This is a genomic window from Bradyrhizobium semiaridum, from assembly GCF_020329505.1.
GTDB lineage: Bacteria > Pseudomonadota > Alphaproteobacteria > Rhizobiales > Xanthobacteraceae > Bradyrhizobium > Bradyrhizobium semiaridum.
The window spans coordinates 153082-168714 of sequence record NZ_JAGKJJ010000023.1; the positions used below are offsets into that span (position 1 = coordinate 153082).

General features: G+C 65.3%; 21 protein-coding genes. 9 read left to right on the forward strand and 12 right to left on the reverse strand.

Features of this window, described 5'->3' with window-relative positions:
* Positions 1-50: 50 nt before the first annotated feature.
* Positions 51-2213 carry a malate synthase G gene (locus tag J6500_RS24015; RefSeq protein WP_225715167.1) on the forward strand — a complete coding sequence of 721 codons (2163 nt, stop codon included), beginning with the start codon at positions 51-53 and terminating at the stop codon, positions 2211-2213.
* Between the two features lie 245 nt (positions 2214-2458).
* Here the strand turns inward: J6500_RS24015 and J6500_RS24020 are convergent, their stop codons facing one another.
* The 3 genes from J6500_RS24020 to J6500_RS24030 form a co-directional block, all read right to left on the reverse strand.
* The gene (locus J6500_RS24020) at positions 2459-2614 is read right to left on the reverse strand and encodes a Thivi_2564 family membrane protein (protein WP_225715168.1); all 156 of its coding nucleotides are present in this window, start codon (positions 2612-2614) and stop codon (positions 2459-2461) included.
* Positions 2615-2738: 124 nt separating this feature from the next.
* Positions 2739-3368, reverse strand: coding sequence for a DUF2865 domain-containing protein (locus J6500_RS24025; RefSeq protein ID WP_225715200.1), 630 nt, complete (start codon positions 3366-3368; stop codon positions 2739-2741).
* Between the two features lie 13 nt (positions 3369-3381).
* A complete protein-coding gene (locus J6500_RS24030) occupies positions 3382-4203 on the reverse strand; it encodes a L,D-transpeptidase (RefSeq protein ID WP_225715169.1) in 822 nt (273 codons plus the stop codon).
* A 228-nt stretch (positions 4204-4431) separates the two neighbouring features.
* Here J6500_RS24030 and J6500_RS24035 point away from each other — a divergent pair, with 228 nt between their 5' ends.
* The 3 genes from J6500_RS24035 (at position 4432) to J6500_RS24045 (ending at position 6471) form a co-directional block, all read left to right on the forward strand.
* Positions 4432-5544, forward strand: coding sequence for an AI-2E family transporter (locus J6500_RS24035; protein ID WP_225715170.1), 1113 nt, complete (start codon positions 4432-4434; stop codon positions 5542-5544).
* A gap of 133 nt (positions 5545-5677) precedes the next feature.
* Positions 5678-6013, forward strand: coding sequence for an ElaB/YgaM/YqjD family protein (locus J6500_RS24040; RefSeq protein ID WP_376707851.1), 336 nt, complete (start codon positions 5678-5680; stop codon positions 6011-6013).
* Between the two features lie 17 nt (positions 6014-6030).
* Positions 6031-6471 (forward strand): hypothetical protein, encoded by a 441-nt coding sequence (locus J6500_RS24045; RefSeq protein WP_225715172.1) that lies wholly within the window; start codon positions 6031-6033, stop codon positions 6469-6471.
* A 144-nt stretch (positions 6472-6615) separates the two neighbouring features.
* On the opposite strand, the gene J6500_RS24050 is transcribed toward J6500_RS24045, so the two are convergent.
* Entirely contained in the window at positions 6616-7020 is a 405-nt protein-coding gene (locus J6500_RS24050; RefSeq protein ID WP_225715173.1) for a hypothetical protein, read from the reverse strand.
* Between the two features lie 358 nt (positions 7021-7378).
* Here J6500_RS24050 and J6500_RS24055 point away from each other — a divergent pair, with 358 nt between their 5' ends.
* On the forward strand, positions 7379-8323 hold the full coding sequence (locus tag J6500_RS24055) for a catalase (RefSeq protein WP_512699715.1): 945 nt from the start codon (positions 7379-7381) through the stop codon (positions 8321-8323).
* 291 nt (positions 8324-8614) lie between these two features.
* Positions 8615-9568 carry a helix-turn-helix transcriptional regulator gene (locus tag J6500_RS24060; RefSeq protein ID WP_225715201.1) on the forward strand — a complete coding sequence of 318 codons (954 nt, stop codon included), beginning with the start codon at positions 8615-8617 and terminating at the stop codon, positions 9566-9568.
* 67 nt (positions 9569-9635) lie between these two features.
* On the opposite strand, the gene J6500_RS24065 is transcribed toward J6500_RS24060, so the two are convergent.
* The 6 genes from J6500_RS24065 to J6500_RS24090 all read right to left on the reverse strand — a co-directional run bounded on the left by J6500_RS24065 (position 9636) and on the right by J6500_RS24090 (position 12970).
* A complete protein-coding gene (locus J6500_RS24065) occupies positions 9636-10565 on the reverse strand; it encodes a DMT family transporter (RefSeq protein ID WP_225715175.1) in 930 nt (309 codons plus the stop codon).
* Positions 10566-10775: 210 nt separating this feature from the next.
* Entirely contained in the window at positions 10776-11456 is a 681-nt protein-coding gene (locus J6500_RS24070; protein ID WP_225715176.1) for a transglutaminase-like domain-containing protein, read from the reverse strand.
* 75 nt (positions 11457-11531) lie between these two features.
* A complete protein-coding gene (locus J6500_RS24075; RefSeq protein WP_225715177.1) occupies positions 11532-11753 on the reverse strand; it encodes a hypothetical protein in 222 nt (73 codons plus the stop codon).
* Positions 11754-11886: 133 nt separating this feature from the next.
* Positions 11887-12222, reverse strand: a complete 336-nt coding sequence (locus J6500_RS24080; protein ID WP_225715178.1) for a hypothetical protein — start codon at positions 12220-12222, stop codon at positions 11887-11889.
* 411 nt (positions 12223-12633) lie between these two features.
* Positions 12634-12828, reverse strand: a complete 195-nt coding sequence (locus tag J6500_RS24085) for a hypothetical protein (RefSeq protein WP_225715179.1) — start codon at positions 12826-12828, stop codon at positions 12634-12636.
* A complete protein-coding gene (locus J6500_RS24090; RefSeq protein ID WP_225715180.1) occupies positions 12812-12970 on the reverse strand; it encodes a hypothetical protein in 159 nt (52 codons plus the stop codon). Before J6500_RS24090 ends, J6500_RS24085 begins: the two co-directional genes overlap by 17 nt.
* A 181-nt stretch (positions 12971-13151) precedes the next feature.
* Here J6500_RS24090 and J6500_RS24095 point away from each other — a divergent pair, with 181 nt between their 5' ends.
* A complete protein-coding gene (locus tag J6500_RS24095; RefSeq protein ID WP_225715181.1) occupies positions 13152-13385 on the forward strand; it encodes a hypothetical protein in 234 nt (77 codons plus the stop codon).
* Positions 13386-13408: 23 nt separating this feature from the next.
* On the opposite strand, the gene J6500_RS24100 is transcribed toward J6500_RS24095, so the two are convergent.
* Entirely contained in the window at positions 13409-13552 is a 144-nt protein-coding gene (locus J6500_RS24100) for a hypothetical protein (RefSeq protein WP_225715182.1), read from the reverse strand.
* 197 nt (positions 13553-13749) lie between these two features.
* Positions 13750-14559, reverse strand: a complete 810-nt coding sequence (locus J6500_RS24105) for a response regulator (protein ID WP_225715183.1) — start codon at positions 14557-14559, stop codon at positions 13750-13752.
* Between the two features lie 264 nt (positions 14560-14823).
* On the opposite strand from J6500_RS24105, the gene J6500_RS24110 reads away from it, so the two are divergent.
* Positions 14824-15027, forward strand: coding sequence for a NepR family anti-sigma factor (locus J6500_RS24110; protein WP_225715202.1), 204 nt, complete (start codon positions 14824-14826; stop codon positions 15025-15027).
* Positions 15027-15575: a sigma-70 family RNA polymerase sigma factor gene (locus J6500_RS24115; protein WP_066515735.1), complete on the forward strand. Its 549-nt coding sequence runs from the start codon at positions 15027-15029 to the stop codon at positions 15573-15575. Before J6500_RS24110 ends, J6500_RS24115 begins: the two co-directional genes overlap by 1 nt.
* Positions 15576-15633: the final 58 nt, after the last annotated feature.

Genomic DNA, 15633 nt, shown 5'->3' on the forward strand with positions numbered 1-15633 from the left:
TTCTGTCGAAAACAGCCTCAAAACGCCCGGTTTTTCTGAGAAAGCCCATCATGACTCGTGTCGATGCCCACGGATTGAAGATCGCCCCTGTCCTGTTCGATTTCATCGCCAAGGAAGCGACCCCGAAGACCGGGATCGCGCCGGATGCGTTCTGGGCCGGGCTCGCCGCCATCCTCCAGAAGCTCGGACCAAAGAACCGCGAGTTGCTCGCGTTCCGCGACACGCTGCAGGCCAAGATCGACGACTGGCACCGCGCCCACAAGGGCAAGGCGTTCGACATCAACGCCTACACCGCGTTCCTCAAGGAGATCGGGTACCTCCTCCCCGAGCCGGCGACCCACACGGTCGAGACTGCCAATGTCGACGAGGAAATCGGCAAGATCTGCGGCCCGCAGCTCGTGGTGCCGCTCACCAATGCCCGCTACGCGCTGAACGCCGCCAACGCGCGCTGGGGCTCGCTGTACGATGCCTTCTACGGCACCGACGCGATCCCGCATGATCCGAGCGAGGCCGGCAAGGGCTACAACAAGGCCCGCGGCGACAAGGTGATCGCGAAGGCCAAGGCCTTCCTCGACGCTTCAGTGCCGCTTGCGACCGGCAGCCACACCGACGTCGTCTCCTACAGCGTGATCGCCGGCCAGCTCTCGGCCAAGCTGAAGAGCGGCAATTCCACTGCACTGAAGAACGCCGCGCAGTTCGCCGGCTATCAGGGTGACGCGGCCTCACCGTCTGCGATCCTGCTGGTCAACAACGGCCTGCATGTCGAGGTCAAGATCGACCGCAACAACGTCATCGGCAAGGACGACGCCGCCGGCGTCGCCGACATGATCCTGGAATCGGCGGTCTCCACCATTCTCGACATGGAAGACTCGGTCGCCGCCGTCGACGCCGAGGACAAGGTGCTGGTCTATCGCAATACGCTCGGCCTGATGAATGGCACGCTGTCCGCCGACTTCGAGAAGGGCGGCAAGACCATGACCCGCGCGCTCAACGCCGATCGCATCTACAAGACGCCTGCAGGCGGCGAGCTGAAGCTGCACGGCCGCAGCCTCTTGCTGATGCGCAATGTCGGCCATCACATGTTCACCGATGCGGTGCTCGATGCCAAGGGCGAGGAGATTCCGGAAGGCATTCTCGACGCGGCCGTCTCCGGCCTGCTCGCGATCCACGATCTGAAGGGCAATTCGAAGACGAAGAACAGCCGCACCGGCTCGGTCTATATCGTCAAGCCGAAGATGCACGGCCCCGACGAGGTGACGCTGACCTGCGACCTGTTCGCCGAGGTCGAGAAGATGCTCGGGCTCGCCGAGAACACCATCAAGGTCGGCATCATGGACGAGGAGCGCCGCACCACGGTGAACCTCAAGGCCTGCATCCAGCGCGCCTCCAAGCGCATCATGTTCATCAACACCGGCTTCCTCGACCGCACCGGCGACGAGATCCATACCTCGATGGAAGCGGGTCCGATGATCCGCAAGAACGACATGAAGACGCAGCCCTGGATCAAGGCCTATGAGGACTGGAACGTCGATATGGGCCTCGTCGATGGCTTGCCCGGCCATGCCCAGATCGGCAAGGGCATGTGGGCGGCGCCCGACAAGATGGCTGATATGCTAACCCAGAAGATCGGCCATCCGCAGGCCGGTGCCACCACAGCCTGGGTGCCGTCGCCGACCGCGGCGACGCTGCACGCGCTGCACTATCACCAGGTCAACGTAACAGCCCGCCAGCAGGAGCTCGCCAAGGGCGGGCCGCGCGCCAAGCTCTCCGACATCCTCACCATCCCGGTGTCGCAGTCGAACTGGGCACCGGACGACGTCAAGCAGGAGATCGACAACAACTGCCAGGGCATTTTGGGCTACGTCGTGCGCTGGATCGATCAGGGTGTCGGCTGCTCAAAGGTGCCCGATATCCACGATGTCGGCCTGATGGAAGACCGCGCCACCTTGCGCATCTCCAGCCAGCATCTGGCGAACTGGCTGCATCAGGGCGTCATCAGCAAGGACCAGGTGATGGAATCGCTGAAGCGGATGGCCGTCGTGGTCGACAAGCAGAACGCCGGCGACAGCCTCTACAAGCCGATGGCGCCGTCGTTCGACGGTGTCGCCTTCAAGGCCGCCTGCGACCTCGTGTTCGAGGGCCGCACCCAGCCGAACGGCTACACCGAATACATCCTCACCGCCCGCCGCCGCGAGGCCAAGGCCGCGGGCTGATCGGCAGCGCCATAACAGCAAAAGCCCCGGCGCCACCGCCGGGGCTTTTTGTTGGGCGTGTACTTCTGCGCACACCCTCCCACCGTCATCCTGAGGTGCGAGCTCTTGCGAGACTCGAAGGATGCACGGCCCGGCTGGTGGCCGTCGATCCTTCGAGGCTCGCTACGCGAGCACCTCAGGATGACGGAACGAACAGTGGCTTCGCGATCCAAATCGGACGGCGCTTCGCCCCTGGCGACGCCCCGCTAGAACACCGCGAGATATTTCAAGAGCGACACGATGCCGATGATGATCACCACCGCGCGTGCGATCTGTTTGGCGCGGCCGTCGAGCGGCAGCATGTTGATCAGATAAAGAACGAGAATGACGACGACGAAGGTGACGAGTACGCCGACGAGCATGCGGGCCCCCTGATGGCACTGAAAAGTGCTGTTAGCCCTTTCCTAACGTGCGACACGGCGACGGGTTCCCTACTGCGGAACCGCAAAGCTCCTTCAGCGACGAGGCAAGCCTGAGGACGACAGATCACTCCCGCGCCACCACCGGCGGCCGCAGGTACTTGGCGCGGATGCGGTCCGGGACCGGGGTGAAGTTCACCTCGGCGCTGCGACGGTCGATGCGGGTGACCGACATCAGCCCGTCCTTGCCGGCGACGATGTCGCCCTTGCGCAAGGTCGGATCGTCCTCGATCTTCACCGACGCGAGCCCGACCGGATCCTTGCCGTTGCAGGTACAGCCCGCGACGATCGCATCACGATAGCGGAACGCGTTCGGCAGCTCCGAATAGGGTTTTCCATCCTCGGTCTCGGCGCTGTCGATGCTGCCGCCATAGACCACCTCGGTCGCGGACGCCGGACAGAAGCTGTTGCAAGCCTCCTCCTTGCTCTGCCGGCCGGTCGCCGCGAGCGGAAAGTAGCGCCCATCGCAGGTCCGCACGCAATAGGCCTGGCCGCCACCACTGCTGTAGCGCGGACGTTCGGCCCGCGGCACGACCGGCGCGCCGTCATCGAACGGCATCCGGATGACTGGCGGGCGGCCCTGCGTGAAGCCGCCGAACAGCTGCGAGAAGAAGTCCTGGGCCTGCGCGGCGGGCGCCAGCGTGATGCAGCCCAGGGCCGCCGTCCCGAGCACCCGCCGTATCGTCGTCCGCTTCAGCATCAAATACTCCTCAATAGAGCGACGACGTGGAGATGTTCATCGCCTGCCGGCCCGACGGCAGCCTGGTCACGGCGGGACGCGGTTGCTGCGCCGGTGCCGGACGGACCGAGATCTGCGTCGTGGTCGGGCCGAGCTCGCGCGCGGCCAGATGCGGCGCATTCTTCGGCAGCACCACGACCCTGGTGCCGACATCGACGCGGCTGAACAGATCGGCGACGTCCTCATTGGTCAGGCGGATGCAGCCCGAGGAGACGAACTTGCCGATCGTCGACGGATCGTTGGTGCCGTGGATGCGGTACTCGCTGGAGCCGAGATACATCGCGCGGGCGCCGAGCGGGTTGCCCGGGCCTCCGGCCATGAAGCGCGGCAGATAGGGCTGGCGGCGGATCATCTCGGCCGGCGGATGCCAATCCGGCCACTCCGCCTTGCGGCTGATGGTTTGCACGCCGGACCAGGTGAAGCCCTCGCGGCCCACGCCGACGCCGTAGCGGATCGCGCGGCCGCCGCCGAGCACGTAATAGAGCGCGGTGTTGCCGGTATCGATGATGACGGTGCCGGGCGCTTCGCTGGTATTGAGCGCGACGATGGTGCGGCGCAGCCGATCCGGCAGCGCGCCGTCCTCATTGCCGGGCTCGGTCATCACCTCGTCGGTCGGGAAGCCATCCGGCTGCGTCGCGGCGTAGCCGAGCGGGACGCTATTCATCTGAGCATTCATTTGCGCGCTGGCCGGACCGGCGGCGACGAAAGGCGCGGCGAACAGGATGCCGGCGAAGGCAAGGGTGCGCGTGGCGCGCGACGCAAGCCGGCGGCTGAGGAGAGACTGCTGTGTCATGTGCTGCCCCTGAAGGGATGCGCATCGTGGTGATGCGATGCAAAGCCAACGCGTCTCGCCTTCGAACGGTTCCGGCCCGAATCGTTCCAAGGCTGCGATTGTCAACCCACGGTGGCTCACGACTTCGCGACGGAACTTTTCGCGGGATGCGCTGTTTCCGTTAGGCGATTGGGCGCACGGAGCGACTTCGCGACGCAGATTCGTTCGTCCTTGCGCGGGAGCAGGTTGGTGCGGGCCTTTCCGAGTGAACGTCTGCTTGATAACGTGCCGGAAGGCTCACCTGTCCCCGACAGCGGCTCCGAACTGCCGCCGGTCATCCGCCGCACCGAGATCGTCGCCTTCGCGCTGCTGACCATCCTCGTCATTGTCGTCGTTGCGGTGCTGTACGTGGCGCGCGCCTTCTTCCTGCCGATCACCATGGCCTTCATTGTCGGCACCATGCTGTCCCCCGCGGCAAGCCTGCTCGAACGCTACAGGGTGCCGCGGGCGCTCGGCGCCGTGCTGATCGTCGTCGCGGTCACTGCGATGGTGGCTTTCATGGTCGGGCTGATCGCCTCCCCGGTCATGGAGTGGAGCTCGCGGCTGCCCGAGCTCGGCGCGATCCTGAAGGACAAACTGCACGTGTTCGACCGGCCGCTCGCTCTGTGGCAGGAGCTGCAAAGCATGGTGGGCGGCTCCGACGCGCTCGCCAGCTTCCAGATGCCGAAGTTCGAATGGGTGCAGCCGACCCTGGAATTCCTGTCGCCGACTTTCGCCGAGTTCCTCCTGTTTATCGCGACGCTCATCCTGTTCATCGCGAGCTGGAAGGATCTGCGCCGCGCCCTGGTTCTGACCTTCAGCGACCGGCAGGCCCGGCTGCGCACGCTGCGCATCCTCAACGAGGTCGAGATCCATCTCGGCAACTATCTCCTGACAGTGACCATGATCAATATCGGCGTCGGCATCGTCACCGGCGCGATCTGTGCGATGACGGGGATGCCGAACCCGGCGGCTCTCGGCGCGCTCGCCGCGACACTGAACTTCATTCCGATCATTGGCCCGGTCGCGATGTTCGTGGTGCTGGTCGTGGTCGGCATCGTCGCCTCGCCGGCCATCGGCGCCGGACTGATCGCACCGGCCTGCTTTGCGGTCGTGACCTTCCTGGAAGGGCATTTCGTGACGCCGACCATCGTCGGCCGCAGGCTGTCGCTGAACGCGCTTGCGGTGTTTCTCGCGCTGGCGTTCTGGACCTGGCTGTGGGGCCCGATGGGCGCCTTCCTGTCGTCGCCGCTGCTGATCGTCGGATTGATCATGAAAGAGCATTTGATGCCGGTCAATTCGCCGCAGCTGCCGGAAGACTAGAAGAACGTTCTTGAACACGTCGCGCGAAGCGCAGGGTTTCGCCGCAGGAACTTTGCCCGCGGCGCGGCGTTTTCTGCGAGCGCCACGCGAGTTTCGGGAGCGTTCGATGTCGGACACATTCGGGATCAGAAACATGACGGATAAAGCAACCTACGAGCGTCTCGAGAAGGACGTGACCTCCGTGAAGAACGACATCGCTGCGCTCACCGCACAAATCACCGACGCGCTCAACGCGTTCGCCGCCGACGCCGGCAAGCAGGCGCGCAGCCGCTACAAGGAAGCCCGTGCCAACGCCGAATCCACGCTGGACGACATGTCGGAGCGCGGCAGTGCGATGTTCGGCGCGGCGCAGGACGCGGCGTCCTCGCTCGAGGAGTCGCTGGAAGAAGTCATCGCGCAGCGGCCGCTCGCGACCGTTGGCCTTGCGCTCGGTCTCGGCTTCCTGATCGGCATCGCCTGGCGCCGCTAGGCGGCTGAGGCTCGGCAATGCTTCAGCGACTGATCAACGATGCGAAGACGTCCGCGGGAAACGCGCTGCAACTGACGTCGCTGGCAGGCGCCGCCGCGATCGCGCTGCTGATCAGCCTCGCCTTCCTATGCGCGGCGGCCTTCGTATACCTGCTACAGCACTACGGCGCGGTGGAAGCCTGCCTTGCCGGCGCTGCGCTGTTCTTCGTGATGATGCTGATTGCCGTCGGCGTCTACATGGCGCGCAAGCGCGAAATGCGGCGGCGCGCCGAACGCGCCGCAAGGGCGACCGCGACCGCCGCCCTTGCCGACCCCATCATGATCGCCACCGGCCTGCAAATCGTCCGCGCCATCGGCGTCAAGCGGCTGATCCCGATCATCGCCATTGGCGGCCTCGCCCTTGGCCTGATGGCCAGCCGCAGCGCCGCCGGCGCACGCGAAGCGGAAGAGCAGGAGTAGGCGCAACTGCTCTCTATGCCGTCGTCGCTGTGTAGCCTGGATGGAGCGAAGCGCAATCCGGGAAACATTCCCCGCGATACAGCGGCCCGGATTGCGCTTCGCTGCATCGGGGCTACGAACTCTACCGTCCGGACCGATCCCGCCTCAGGTAATGCAGCGGCCCGGCTGCAGCAGCTTGGCGACGTCGGTCAGCACGCTGACCACCGGCTCGCAGGCGACCTTGCGGGTATCGCCGGGCCGCGCCCGGGCGGGCGCCGCCGGGCGGTTGCGAGCCTCTTCCTTTGCTGCTTCCTTGGTCGCGGGAACACGGACCAGCACCGAGGTATCCGGAAGTCCGTCGAACTTCATCGCAAAAGTCTGGCTCTTGGCGGCCACGGACGGAACCGTGGCGCGATCGGCCTTGGCGGCGCGATTGACGGCGCTTTCGATCGCCGGGGTTGTGGCGACCTGCCGGCCGCCGATCAGGTCGTGGCCGAATGCGAGCTGCACCGCACCCAGCGTCGCGCCAAGTGCCAGCACACCGAGAATTCCCTTTTGCATCTGTGACATGGTGATGTCCCTCGCCCCATGGGAATTCCTTGAAATCCCCTTGGCAATCCCGGACACAACGCGAACAAAAGCGCTGGGGTTCTGCGGCCCCGCTATCACTTAACCGTGTTCGAAAATTATTTTCACCCGCGCGGAACGAGTCGGGGGGCATCCGAGTCATTCCGACAGCCGGTTATTCCCCCTGCCCCATTGACCGGCGACGTAGGGCGCGACCGTGGTGATGCCGGTCGCGCCCTGCTTTTTTGTTTGCGGTCACGCGAGCCATGCCTTGCCTTCGGCACCACGCGCCATCGGCCTGCCGCATTAGCAGCAATCACGCTTCAATCGGATCAATTGCGCTGGGGCGGCGCTTCGCCGGTTGCGGCAACACCTTGCGATGGCTCCGTTTTCGCCCGTCACCGCCACGCCCGCGTCCATTGTCGAAGCGCTGCAAGCAGCCGCCGGTCATTCGCGACAGGCGCGCACAAGCTTTGCCACCGGCCAATGCGTTCGCGGCACCTATGTCCCGTCGGATCGGGCGAGCGAGATCACGACATCCCGGAGCTTCACCACCCCTTCGCGGGTGCTGGCGCGCTTTTCGGCGAGCGGCGGCGTTTCCGGCACGGCAGATACCGGCTGGCCGGCACTGCGCGGCTTCAGCTTCCGGCTCGGCAGCAACGGCCACCGCTCGGACATGCTGACGCAGAGCGCGCCGGTGCACTATGCAAGGACGCCCGACCAGATGCTGGCGTTCATCAAGGCGCGCATTCCCGGCCCTGACGGGCGCCTGGATGCAGCGAGGATCGCGGCCTTCGCCGCCGCCAACCCGGAGACGCGTCACCAAGCTGACTACGTCGCCGCCAATCCGCCCGCCGCGAGCTGTGCCGGCACGATCTATTGGGGCGTCCACTCCTTCCCAGCCACCAATGCCGAAGGCGAGACGCGCTTCGTCAAGTTCAGGATCAACCCGATCGGCGGCGATGCCGCGCTGACGGACAACAAAGCGGGAGCGACGTCCGCCGGCCTGCTGCGCGAGGATCTCGGGCGCCGGATCGCCGCGCGCGATGTCCGCTTCAGCGTGATGGCGCTGCTCGACCGCCCCGGCGATCCCACCATGGACGTCACCATCCGCTGGCCGGGCGAGGACCGGCGCGAAGCGGTGCGGCTGGGAACGATCGTCATCACCCGGATCGAGCCGAACGCAACCTGCGACGGCACCGTCTTCGATCCGGCAAATCTCGCCGACGGCATCGGCCATCCGCCGGATGAAATCTTCGCGGCGCGCAGTGCCGCCTACCGCTTTGCCCTGACGCGGCGGCGTTGATCGAAACCGGCGCCTGAAGCCGCCCTGATCAGGTCTCGCTGTCGCGCAGGCCGTGGTTTTCGCGGCGCCACGATTGGCAAACCCGGTCCGCGCCTGCCGATCAAATTGCACATCGCAGCGCGAAGCAGATTCAGGCAATGCACGGCAGTTTTGGGAAAGACCCCGCAATTCGCCGGGACTAGAACGCCCCCCGAAGGTTCACCGGCAGACACGCAGCAACGAGTCCATCCAGCGCTAGACATCGGCCGCGGTGACGCCGCCTGCGCGGCCTTCGAATGCGAGCACAGGCCCATGAGCAAACCCGTCCCCCACAATGGCCAGGAGAATCCGCCGGCTGCACCCGAGACGCCGCCTCGGGCCGGCGCGGCGAGCAGCGAGCATCGTCACGCCGATGCGGAGATGGCGCGCGTGCTCCACACTACGCCGTTTCGCATGGCCCTCGATTCCTCCGGCGCCGGAATCGCACACTGGAAACACGAGCCGCTGCACGACGTCGTCGAGCCGATGACCCACCACGTCATCATGGCCTATAACGGCATGACCCAGCGCATGGAGCGGCGGTCCGGACGAGCGGCTGCGACCGGAACGTTTCGTCCCGGCGTTCTGATCATCATTCCGGAAGGATCGAGCTCGCGATGGGACATTCCAAAGCCCGTCGATGTCGTTCAGCTTTATCTTCCTCACACAACATTCCGGCGCGTTGCCGACGAAGCCGGCGCCGGTGCATCGATCGACCTGCTGGAGCGGACGGCGCATCCGGATCCCATCACGTCGCGCTTGCTGCTCAGCGCGGCGGATGTGCTGGAGGGCAATCAAGCACTGGACATGCTGTTCAGGCAGCAACTGACCGACCTGCTGGCCATGCGGCTGCTGGCCGCGCATGTCGGCGCGCCGGCTCCGATCCGGCCCACCCTCGGCGGGCTGGCGCCAAAGGTCCTGCAGCGCGCCATCGAGCGGCTGCGTTCCGACAGCGATGCCGACGTCTCGCTCGCCGCGCTGGCTGCGGACGCCGGCCTGTCGCGCTTCCACTTCTGCCGCGCCTTCAAGGAGAGCACCGGGCTTTCGCCCCATAACTGGCTGCGCCAGTACCGGCTCGAACAAGCCATGAAGATGCTGCGCGACAGCGACATCTCGATCGTGGCGGTCTCGGCCGAACTCGGCTACGCCTCGCAAACCGCATTCGCCGCGGCGTTCAAGCGGTTGACCGGTGAAACTCCGACTGATTGGCGACGGCGCATGCGCTAGCGAGCCGGCGGCATAAACCGTAGCCCGGATTGCGCTTCGCTGCATCCGGGCTACGAAATGTCACCGTCTACTTGCGCAGGCTCGCCCAGACGCCGCCAAGGATCAGCAATCCGCCGACCAGATGGATCAGCTTCGGCGGCTCGCCGAGGATGATCCACGACAGCAACGCGCTTGCGATCGGCGCCACGTAAAGCACCAGCGAGGTTCGGACCGAGCCGAACTTCGCCCCGAGCCAGGCGAAGCCGGCATAGGCGATCAGGCCGGGTACGAGGCCGGCGAAGACATAGGCCTCACAGGCCCTTGCGTTGAAGACCTGAGCCGGTGCGGTCCACATCTCATTGATCGCCGGCGGCAGCGAGCATAGCGCGCCGGCCGCCGAGAACAGGCTGACGCGGGCGAGCAGCGAGGCACGCGGCGCAACGCGCGACTGCACCAGGGTGTAGCCGGACCAGCCGAGCATCGCCAGCACCACCAGCAGGTCGCCCCACGCCGCACCGGCCTCGGTGAACGTTTCCAGATGGCCGCCGGAGACGATCAGAAGCGCGCCGGCCAGCGCGAGAGCCGTGCCGAGCCATTGCAGCGGACCGATATGCTCGATGCCGAGCGCCGCCGAGATCAGGAGCACCATGATCGGCGACAGCGCGAAGATCAGCGCGATGTGGATCGCCGTCGTCGTGATGCCGGCGACATAGACCGGGCCGCCGCACAGGAACATGCCGAGGAAGCCGGCGAGCAGGATCGGCCACGCGTTCTGCGCCAGCGGGATCCTGCCGTCGCGGATCGCCGCGATCGCGAACGGCGCGAGCCCGATCGCGATGATGCTCCAGCGGAAGAACGCCAGCGAGAACGGCGGCACCGAGCCGGCGAGGCCGCGCGCCAGCACCTGGTTGGACGCCTGCCCGACCGCGACCAGGATGAAGCCGATCAGCGCGGCGGCGTCGTTCCAGCCCGCGGCCGGCGGCTTTGCGCTGGAGGTATCCGGCAGCTTGGCGTCCATGAAAATGTCCCGGTAATCAGTTGCTTGTCGGCAAAGAGCGTGACCACTGGCAAAACAGCGAAAACAACCCCATGCAAAGGGAGCCGGCGTTCGACGCGACAGCTGTTCGACACGACAGCTTGACACGTCGGGCAACTCACCTGTACTCTTCCATTATTCCGAAGTTGCGTAGCACACCGCCGTCGCGGTCGTTGTCAGCCGGCGCACATCTCACTGCTCCGCCGCTTCCCGCTCCATGTCGCGGCCGGAAAAATCCTCGCTTTGCATGTTGGCGTATTCGCGCGCCATCTCGCGCATCAGGAATTTGGCCGGGACGTCGTGATAGCTGCCGTGGTCGTTGACGTATTGCATGTAGGTGCGGCCGGCGCCATCGAACGGATGCAGCAGCGCATCGCTGTGACCATCGAAATCGAGCGGCGCGACGCCGAGCTTGGCGCATAGCGTGTCGTTGAAGGTGGGCGTCGCCTTGCGCCAGGCGCCGTCGACATAGACCTCGGTGAAGCCGTGCCAGGTGAACATATCGGTGCCCATGCTGGCCCGCAGCTTCTCGGTGGTGAGGTGGTTGCGGACATCGGCGAAGCCGACCCGCGCCGGAATGCCGTGAACGCGGCAGGCGGCGGCATAGAGCGCGGCCTTGCCGACGCAGTAACCGTTGCCGGCAGCGAGCACGCTGGAGGCGCGAAAGCTCTCCGGCGATTGCATGCTGACATAGGGATTGTAGCGGATGCCGTCGCGTACCGCGATGTACAGCCTGGCGGCCGCCTCGCGCGCGCCGGCACCGGCCGGAACGGCGGCGCGGGCGAATGCCGCAACGGCGGGATGGTCGCTGTCGATATATTCGGCGGGCTCGGTGTAGAGGCGGCCGATCGTGTCGGGGAGCGTGTCGGTCATGGCGCGAGCTTAGCAAGCTGTCCGTCCGGTTCAATCCGGCCGCTGCAGGACTCCTTTGCTTAGTTCCTGCCCTGCTCAGTTCCTGAAGCGTTCGTCCCAGCGCGCCGGCCGGTAGCTGCGCCGCTTCGCCTTGAGATATTCGCGAGCAAAATGAATACCCATGCCGATCAGGAACGGCGGGGCAAGCGCGGCCGCAATCATGAATGCGGAAATCGAGTTCGGCGTCAGGATGTCCAGCACCATCGACGCCAGCAGCCACAGAGTGGCGGCGATCACCGCGACGTCGATGTGCCTCATTCCCGGAACTTCCCTCTTACTCGGCTCTTTCCTGGCCTTGTTTCTTGGCCCCGGTCACCCAGCCGGGCTGGATACTACCGACTGGCGCCGTGTCCGCCAAGGATTCCCGGCGGAAGGCGATACCTCCGGCCGTTCACTTTGTTGGAACGCTGGCGGCGCGGGCCACGTTGAGATTGAAATCCTCGGACTGGACCGAGAACGGAGGCCGATCGTGAGCAATTCCGACGACATTCATCGCGGCGTCGCGCATCCCGCCAGCCGGAACGGCGTCAACGACCCTGTCGACGGCGTCGACGTCAAGCGGACGTTTTACGACAACCAGACCCCGCATGAGCGCGCAGTCGGCCGCGGACGTGCGCGCCGATGCCTCGCCGAAAGCCGGCGAGCCGTTCTTGCCGGAAGCGCTGCGCCGCCCGCCGACCGCACCGCTGAACCCGCGCACCGGGCGGCGCGCGACGGAGTAGGGCAAGGTTCGAACGGGCTTGGAGGAATTGTCCGCGGCTTGTCCTCTTGAGTCCCGTCACCTCCGAGAGGCGTGAAGCTTTGTCCTCACCCACTGCTGTCATCGCCCGGCCCGTGCACAATTGCGCATAAGGACCGGGATCCAGCATTCCAGAGACAGTCGTTGAGGCGATAGGCCGCGGCGTCCTGGATCGCCCTGTCAAGCGGGCGATGACACCGGTGGGAGGATGACGGGATTTAAAGCAGGCAAGATCGCCTACGCATGCGCTCGCACGAGCAACCGGCCGCCAAGCAGCGCCAGGATCGACGGCGCGACCGTGGCTGCGATCGGTTGCGGCGATTTATCGGGGAGTCCATCCCATCAAGATGGATGCCTGCCGACTGGACCCGCCGGGCGAGTCCGGCGCGACGCGGCGTGCTACCCGCGGGTCGAGAGCATTGCGTTGAGTTCGGCGGCGGTCCGCAGCTGTTCGATGCGTGCGGCGACCGAATTGCGCTGGGCGCCTTCCGGCAGCCTCGCGAGCTCATCTTCGAGACGCACGCGCTGTTCCTCCAGCCGTTGCTCGAACGTGTGCGGTTCAGACCGCTTTCGCTTTTTAATCGTCTTCTGCATCGTCCACCTTTGGCGGTTGGAGACCGGGGCTGTTGGCCCAGCGGTCGAGTTCTTCGATGACCTTGGCGTGACTCGGCCGCCGCGGTGGTGGCGCGGCGCGTTCCTGAGAAAGCTTGCGGGGCAGCTTGACCTCGTCAGTCATGGCGCACCTCCCTCGCGGGACAGAACGCTTCGAGATGCCGACACGTTCCCATTCTTCATCTAAATTATTGATTTTATTAACGCATTTTGCTAATTTGACTTTTTTGGCGGACTTTGGGGAACCCGGACGGAGTTTGTCTGTTGAGTAAATTGCTCAACTGGCTCACTTGGGGCGGTTTGCGATGAACGAGCTTCGCGCCGAACGTCTTCAGGTCATGCTCTCACCTGATGAGTTGACCGCAGTCGATGATTTCAGATTCAAGCACCGCATGCCGACGCGTGCCGCGGCGGTCCGCGAGTTGCTGAGGATCGGCCTTTCGGGCCTCGGCCTGGATGCCAAGGCCGGCGTCAAATCCAGCGATTACGGGGTGCTCGACCGCGGGCCGGAAGGGCGTACGCAAAGCGCGGAGGACTGACGTCGCATCCGGTACGGATGGATTCAGGCAGCGCCGGCGAGGAAGTCCACGATCCCCATCAGGATTGCGACCACCAGCGCTGACGATGATAGCGCCGTGCCGAGATCCGCGAGATAGAGCAGCTGCGCCCTCTGCTCCGCGTCAAGCTCTGCAATCGCCTTGCGCATGGAAGGGCTCCTTTTGCTGCCGGAAGAACGCGCGCAGCTGAGGTCCGTTCCTTCAGGCCGCCGCATCAGGCCGTCACCACCAGCAGAGAGAGAGCCTCGGATTGCGCTGCGCTTGATCCGGGCGACGCAGTGCCACACAGCAGAACGGCGCACCTGACGGTGCGCCGTTGAGTATGTCCTACGTCAAAGCCTTGCCGTCATGCCGAGGCGGCGCGCGGCGTGCGGTTGCGCGAATTGCGCTGGAAGAACAGCGCCTGGCTGGCGACCGCAGAGACCATCGCCGGCTGGAACGGTTTGGATATCAGGAACGCCGGCTCCGGCCGTTCGCCGGTCAGGAAGCGCTCCGGATAGGCCGTGATGAACACGACAGGCACCTCGAAAGTGCGCAGCAGCTCGTTGACGGCATCGAGACCTGACGAGCCGTCGGCAAGCTGGATGTCGGCGAGGATCAGGCCGGGCTTCTTGTTCTTGGCGAGCGCCACCGCGTCGGAATGGGTGCGGGCGACGCCGATGACGTTGTGGCCGAGATTCTTCACGAGGCTCTCGAGGTCCATCGCGATGAAGGTCTCGTCCTCGATGATCAGCACGTCGGTGGCGATCTCGGCGGCCATCTCGCGGCCGGCGGCGTCGGTGAGCTTGCGCGTTTCTGCGATGTCGGTGCCGAGGATGTAGCCCACCTCCTCCTCCGAGAAGCCTTCCAGCGACAGCAGCAGGAACGCCTGGCGAGGCAGCGGCGTGATGTTGGAGAGCCGGCGCTCCGGCGGCAACGACAGCGTCGCCACGTCGGCGTTGTCATTGTTCACCGAGACCGAATTCCAGATCTGGGTGAACAGGCGGAACAGCCCGGCGCGCGGGCCGTGGGTTTCGTCGAGCAGCGACGGATCCTGCAGCAGGGCCTCGAGCATGGCCCCGACATAGGCGTCTCCGGACGCCTGGTTTCCGCTCAGCGCGCGGGCGTAGCGGCGCAACAGCGGAAGATGTTCAGCAACGACCTGCGATCGGGACATTCCCACTCCTTGTTCTTGAGGCCCGGCGGCCTCAACGCGAGTCTCGGGGCGACTAATCAAGTTCTTGGGGCGGCCCCGGTTCCCCTGCCTCGCCGATTACGCGCGAGGGGCGGAAAAGTTCCAAGAAATTGTTCCAGCGTTTCGGAACTTTCCGTGCAACTTCGCATTAGCTCCTGACCGACGAGCGACGCGGCCAGCCTCTTTTTTCGAGGAATCGACTTGAAAATCAGAGACTTAACCTCCCGGGGAAGCGTGGATCAGATCATGAAGGAAATAAAGAAGCAGGGCGGTCTCAACGCAGAGATTCAGTCCAGAATCGGCCACCAGCTTCGCGCCATGTACGACGACGTGGTGCGGCAGGGGGTGCCCGACCGCTTTGCGGAGCTGATCCGCAAGCTCGACGGGCCGGAAGCTGCCGCGGCGGCCGTCGCCGGGGGCGATACCGACAAGAACAATGGAGGGGACTAATGCCTCTCACGAATGAACTTCGCGACGACATCCTTGCGTCGGTGCCCAGCCTACGCGCGTTCGCGATCTCGTTGTCCGGTAATGGCGACCGCGCCGATGATCTGGTGCAGGAGACCCTGCTGCGCGCGATCGCCAATATCGACTCGTTCCAGCCGGGCTCCAACCTGCCGGCGTGGCTGTTCACCATTCTGCGCAACCTGTTCCGGTCCGACTACCGGAAGCGGCGGCGCGAGGTGGAGGACGCAGAGGGCAACTATGCCAAGACGCTGAAGAGCCAGCCGTCGCAGGCGGCGCATCTTGAATTCGAGGAATTCCGCGCCGCGCTCGACAAGCTGCCACAGGACCAGCGCGAGGCACTGATCCTGGTCGGCGCCTCCGGCTTCTCCTACGAGGACGCCGCGGCGATCTGCGGCTGCGCGGTCGGCACCATCAAGAGCCGCGTCAACCGCGCCCGCTCGAAGCTTTCCGCGCTGCTCTATGTCGACAGCGCCGAGGATTTCGGCCCCGACAACACCGTGCGCGCCGTGATCGGCGGCAACGGCGGCTAGAAGCGGATCGCACGGAATACGACGAAGGCGGCCATCGCGGCCGCCTTCGTTCGTTTCG

What these genes read in the sequence shown, in the direction of transcription:
- J6500_RS24070 (WP_225715176.1), bottom strand. Translation starts at nt 11,456, where the DNA reads ATGACCGACACGCTCCCCGACACGATCGGCCGCCTCTACACCGAGCCC.
- J6500_RS24060 (WP_225715201.1), top strand. Translation starts at nt 8,615, where the DNA reads ATGAGCAAACCCGTCCCCCACAATGGCCAGGAGAATCCGCCGGCTGCA.
- J6500_RS24030 (WP_225715169.1), bottom strand. Translation starts at nt 4,203, where the DNA reads ATGACACAGCAGTCTCTCCTCAGCCGCCGGCTTGCGTCGCGCGCCACG.
- J6500_RS24105 (WP_225715183.1), bottom strand. Translation starts at nt 14,559, where the DNA reads ATGTCCCGATCGCAGGTCGTTGCTGAACATCTTCCGCTGTTGCGCCGC.
- J6500_RS24110 (WP_225715202.1), top strand. Translation starts at nt 14,824, where the DNA reads ATGAAGGAAATAAAGAAGCAGGGCGGTCTCAACGCAGAGATTCAGTCC.
- J6500_RS24075 (WP_225715177.1), bottom strand. Translation starts at nt 11,753, where the DNA reads ATGAGGCACATCGACGTCGCGGTGATCGCCGCCACTCTGTGGCTGCTG.
- J6500_RS24065 (WP_225715175.1), bottom strand. Translation starts at nt 10,565, where the DNA reads ATGGACGCCAAGCTGCCGGATACCTCCAGCGCAAAGCCGCCGGCCGCG.
- J6500_RS24045 (WP_225715172.1), top strand. Translation starts at nt 6,031, where the DNA reads ATGCTTCAGCGACTGATCAACGATGCGAAGACGTCCGCGGGAAACGCG.
- J6500_RS24095 (WP_225715181.1), top strand. Translation starts at nt 13,152, where the DNA reads ATGAACGAGCTTCGCGCCGAACGTCTTCAGGTCATGCTCTCACCTGAT.
- J6500_RS24015 (WP_225715167.1), top strand. Translation starts at nt 51, where the DNA reads ATGACTCGTGTCGATGCCCACGGATTGAAGATCGCCCCTGTCCTGTTC.
- J6500_RS24050 (WP_225715173.1), bottom strand. Translation starts at nt 7,020, where the DNA reads ATGTCACAGATGCAAAAGGGAATTCTCGGTGTGCTGGCACTTGGCGCG.
- J6500_RS24040 (WP_376707851.1), top strand. Translation starts at nt 5,678, where the DNA reads ATGACGGATAAAGCAACCTACGAGCGTCTCGAGAAGGACGTGACCTCC.
- J6500_RS24115 (WP_066515735.1), top strand. Translation starts at nt 15,027, where the DNA reads ATGCCTCTCACGAATGAACTTCGCGACGACATCCTTGCGTCGGTGCCC.
- J6500_RS24020 (WP_225715168.1), bottom strand. Translation starts at nt 2,614, where the DNA reads ATGCTCGTCGGCGTACTCGTCACCTTCGTCGTCGTCATTCTCGTTCTT.
- J6500_RS24085 (WP_225715179.1), bottom strand. Translation starts at nt 12,828, where the DNA reads ATGCAGAAGACGATTAAAAAGCGAAAGCGGTCTGAACCGCACACGTTC.
- J6500_RS24100 (WP_225715182.1), bottom strand. Translation starts at nt 13,552, where the DNA reads ATGCGCAAGGCGATTGCAGAGCTTGACGCGGAGCAGAGGGCGCAGCTG.
- J6500_RS24090 (WP_225715180.1), bottom strand. Translation starts at nt 12,970, where the DNA reads ATGACTGACGAGGTCAAGCTGCCCCGCAAGCTTTCTCAGGAACGCGCC.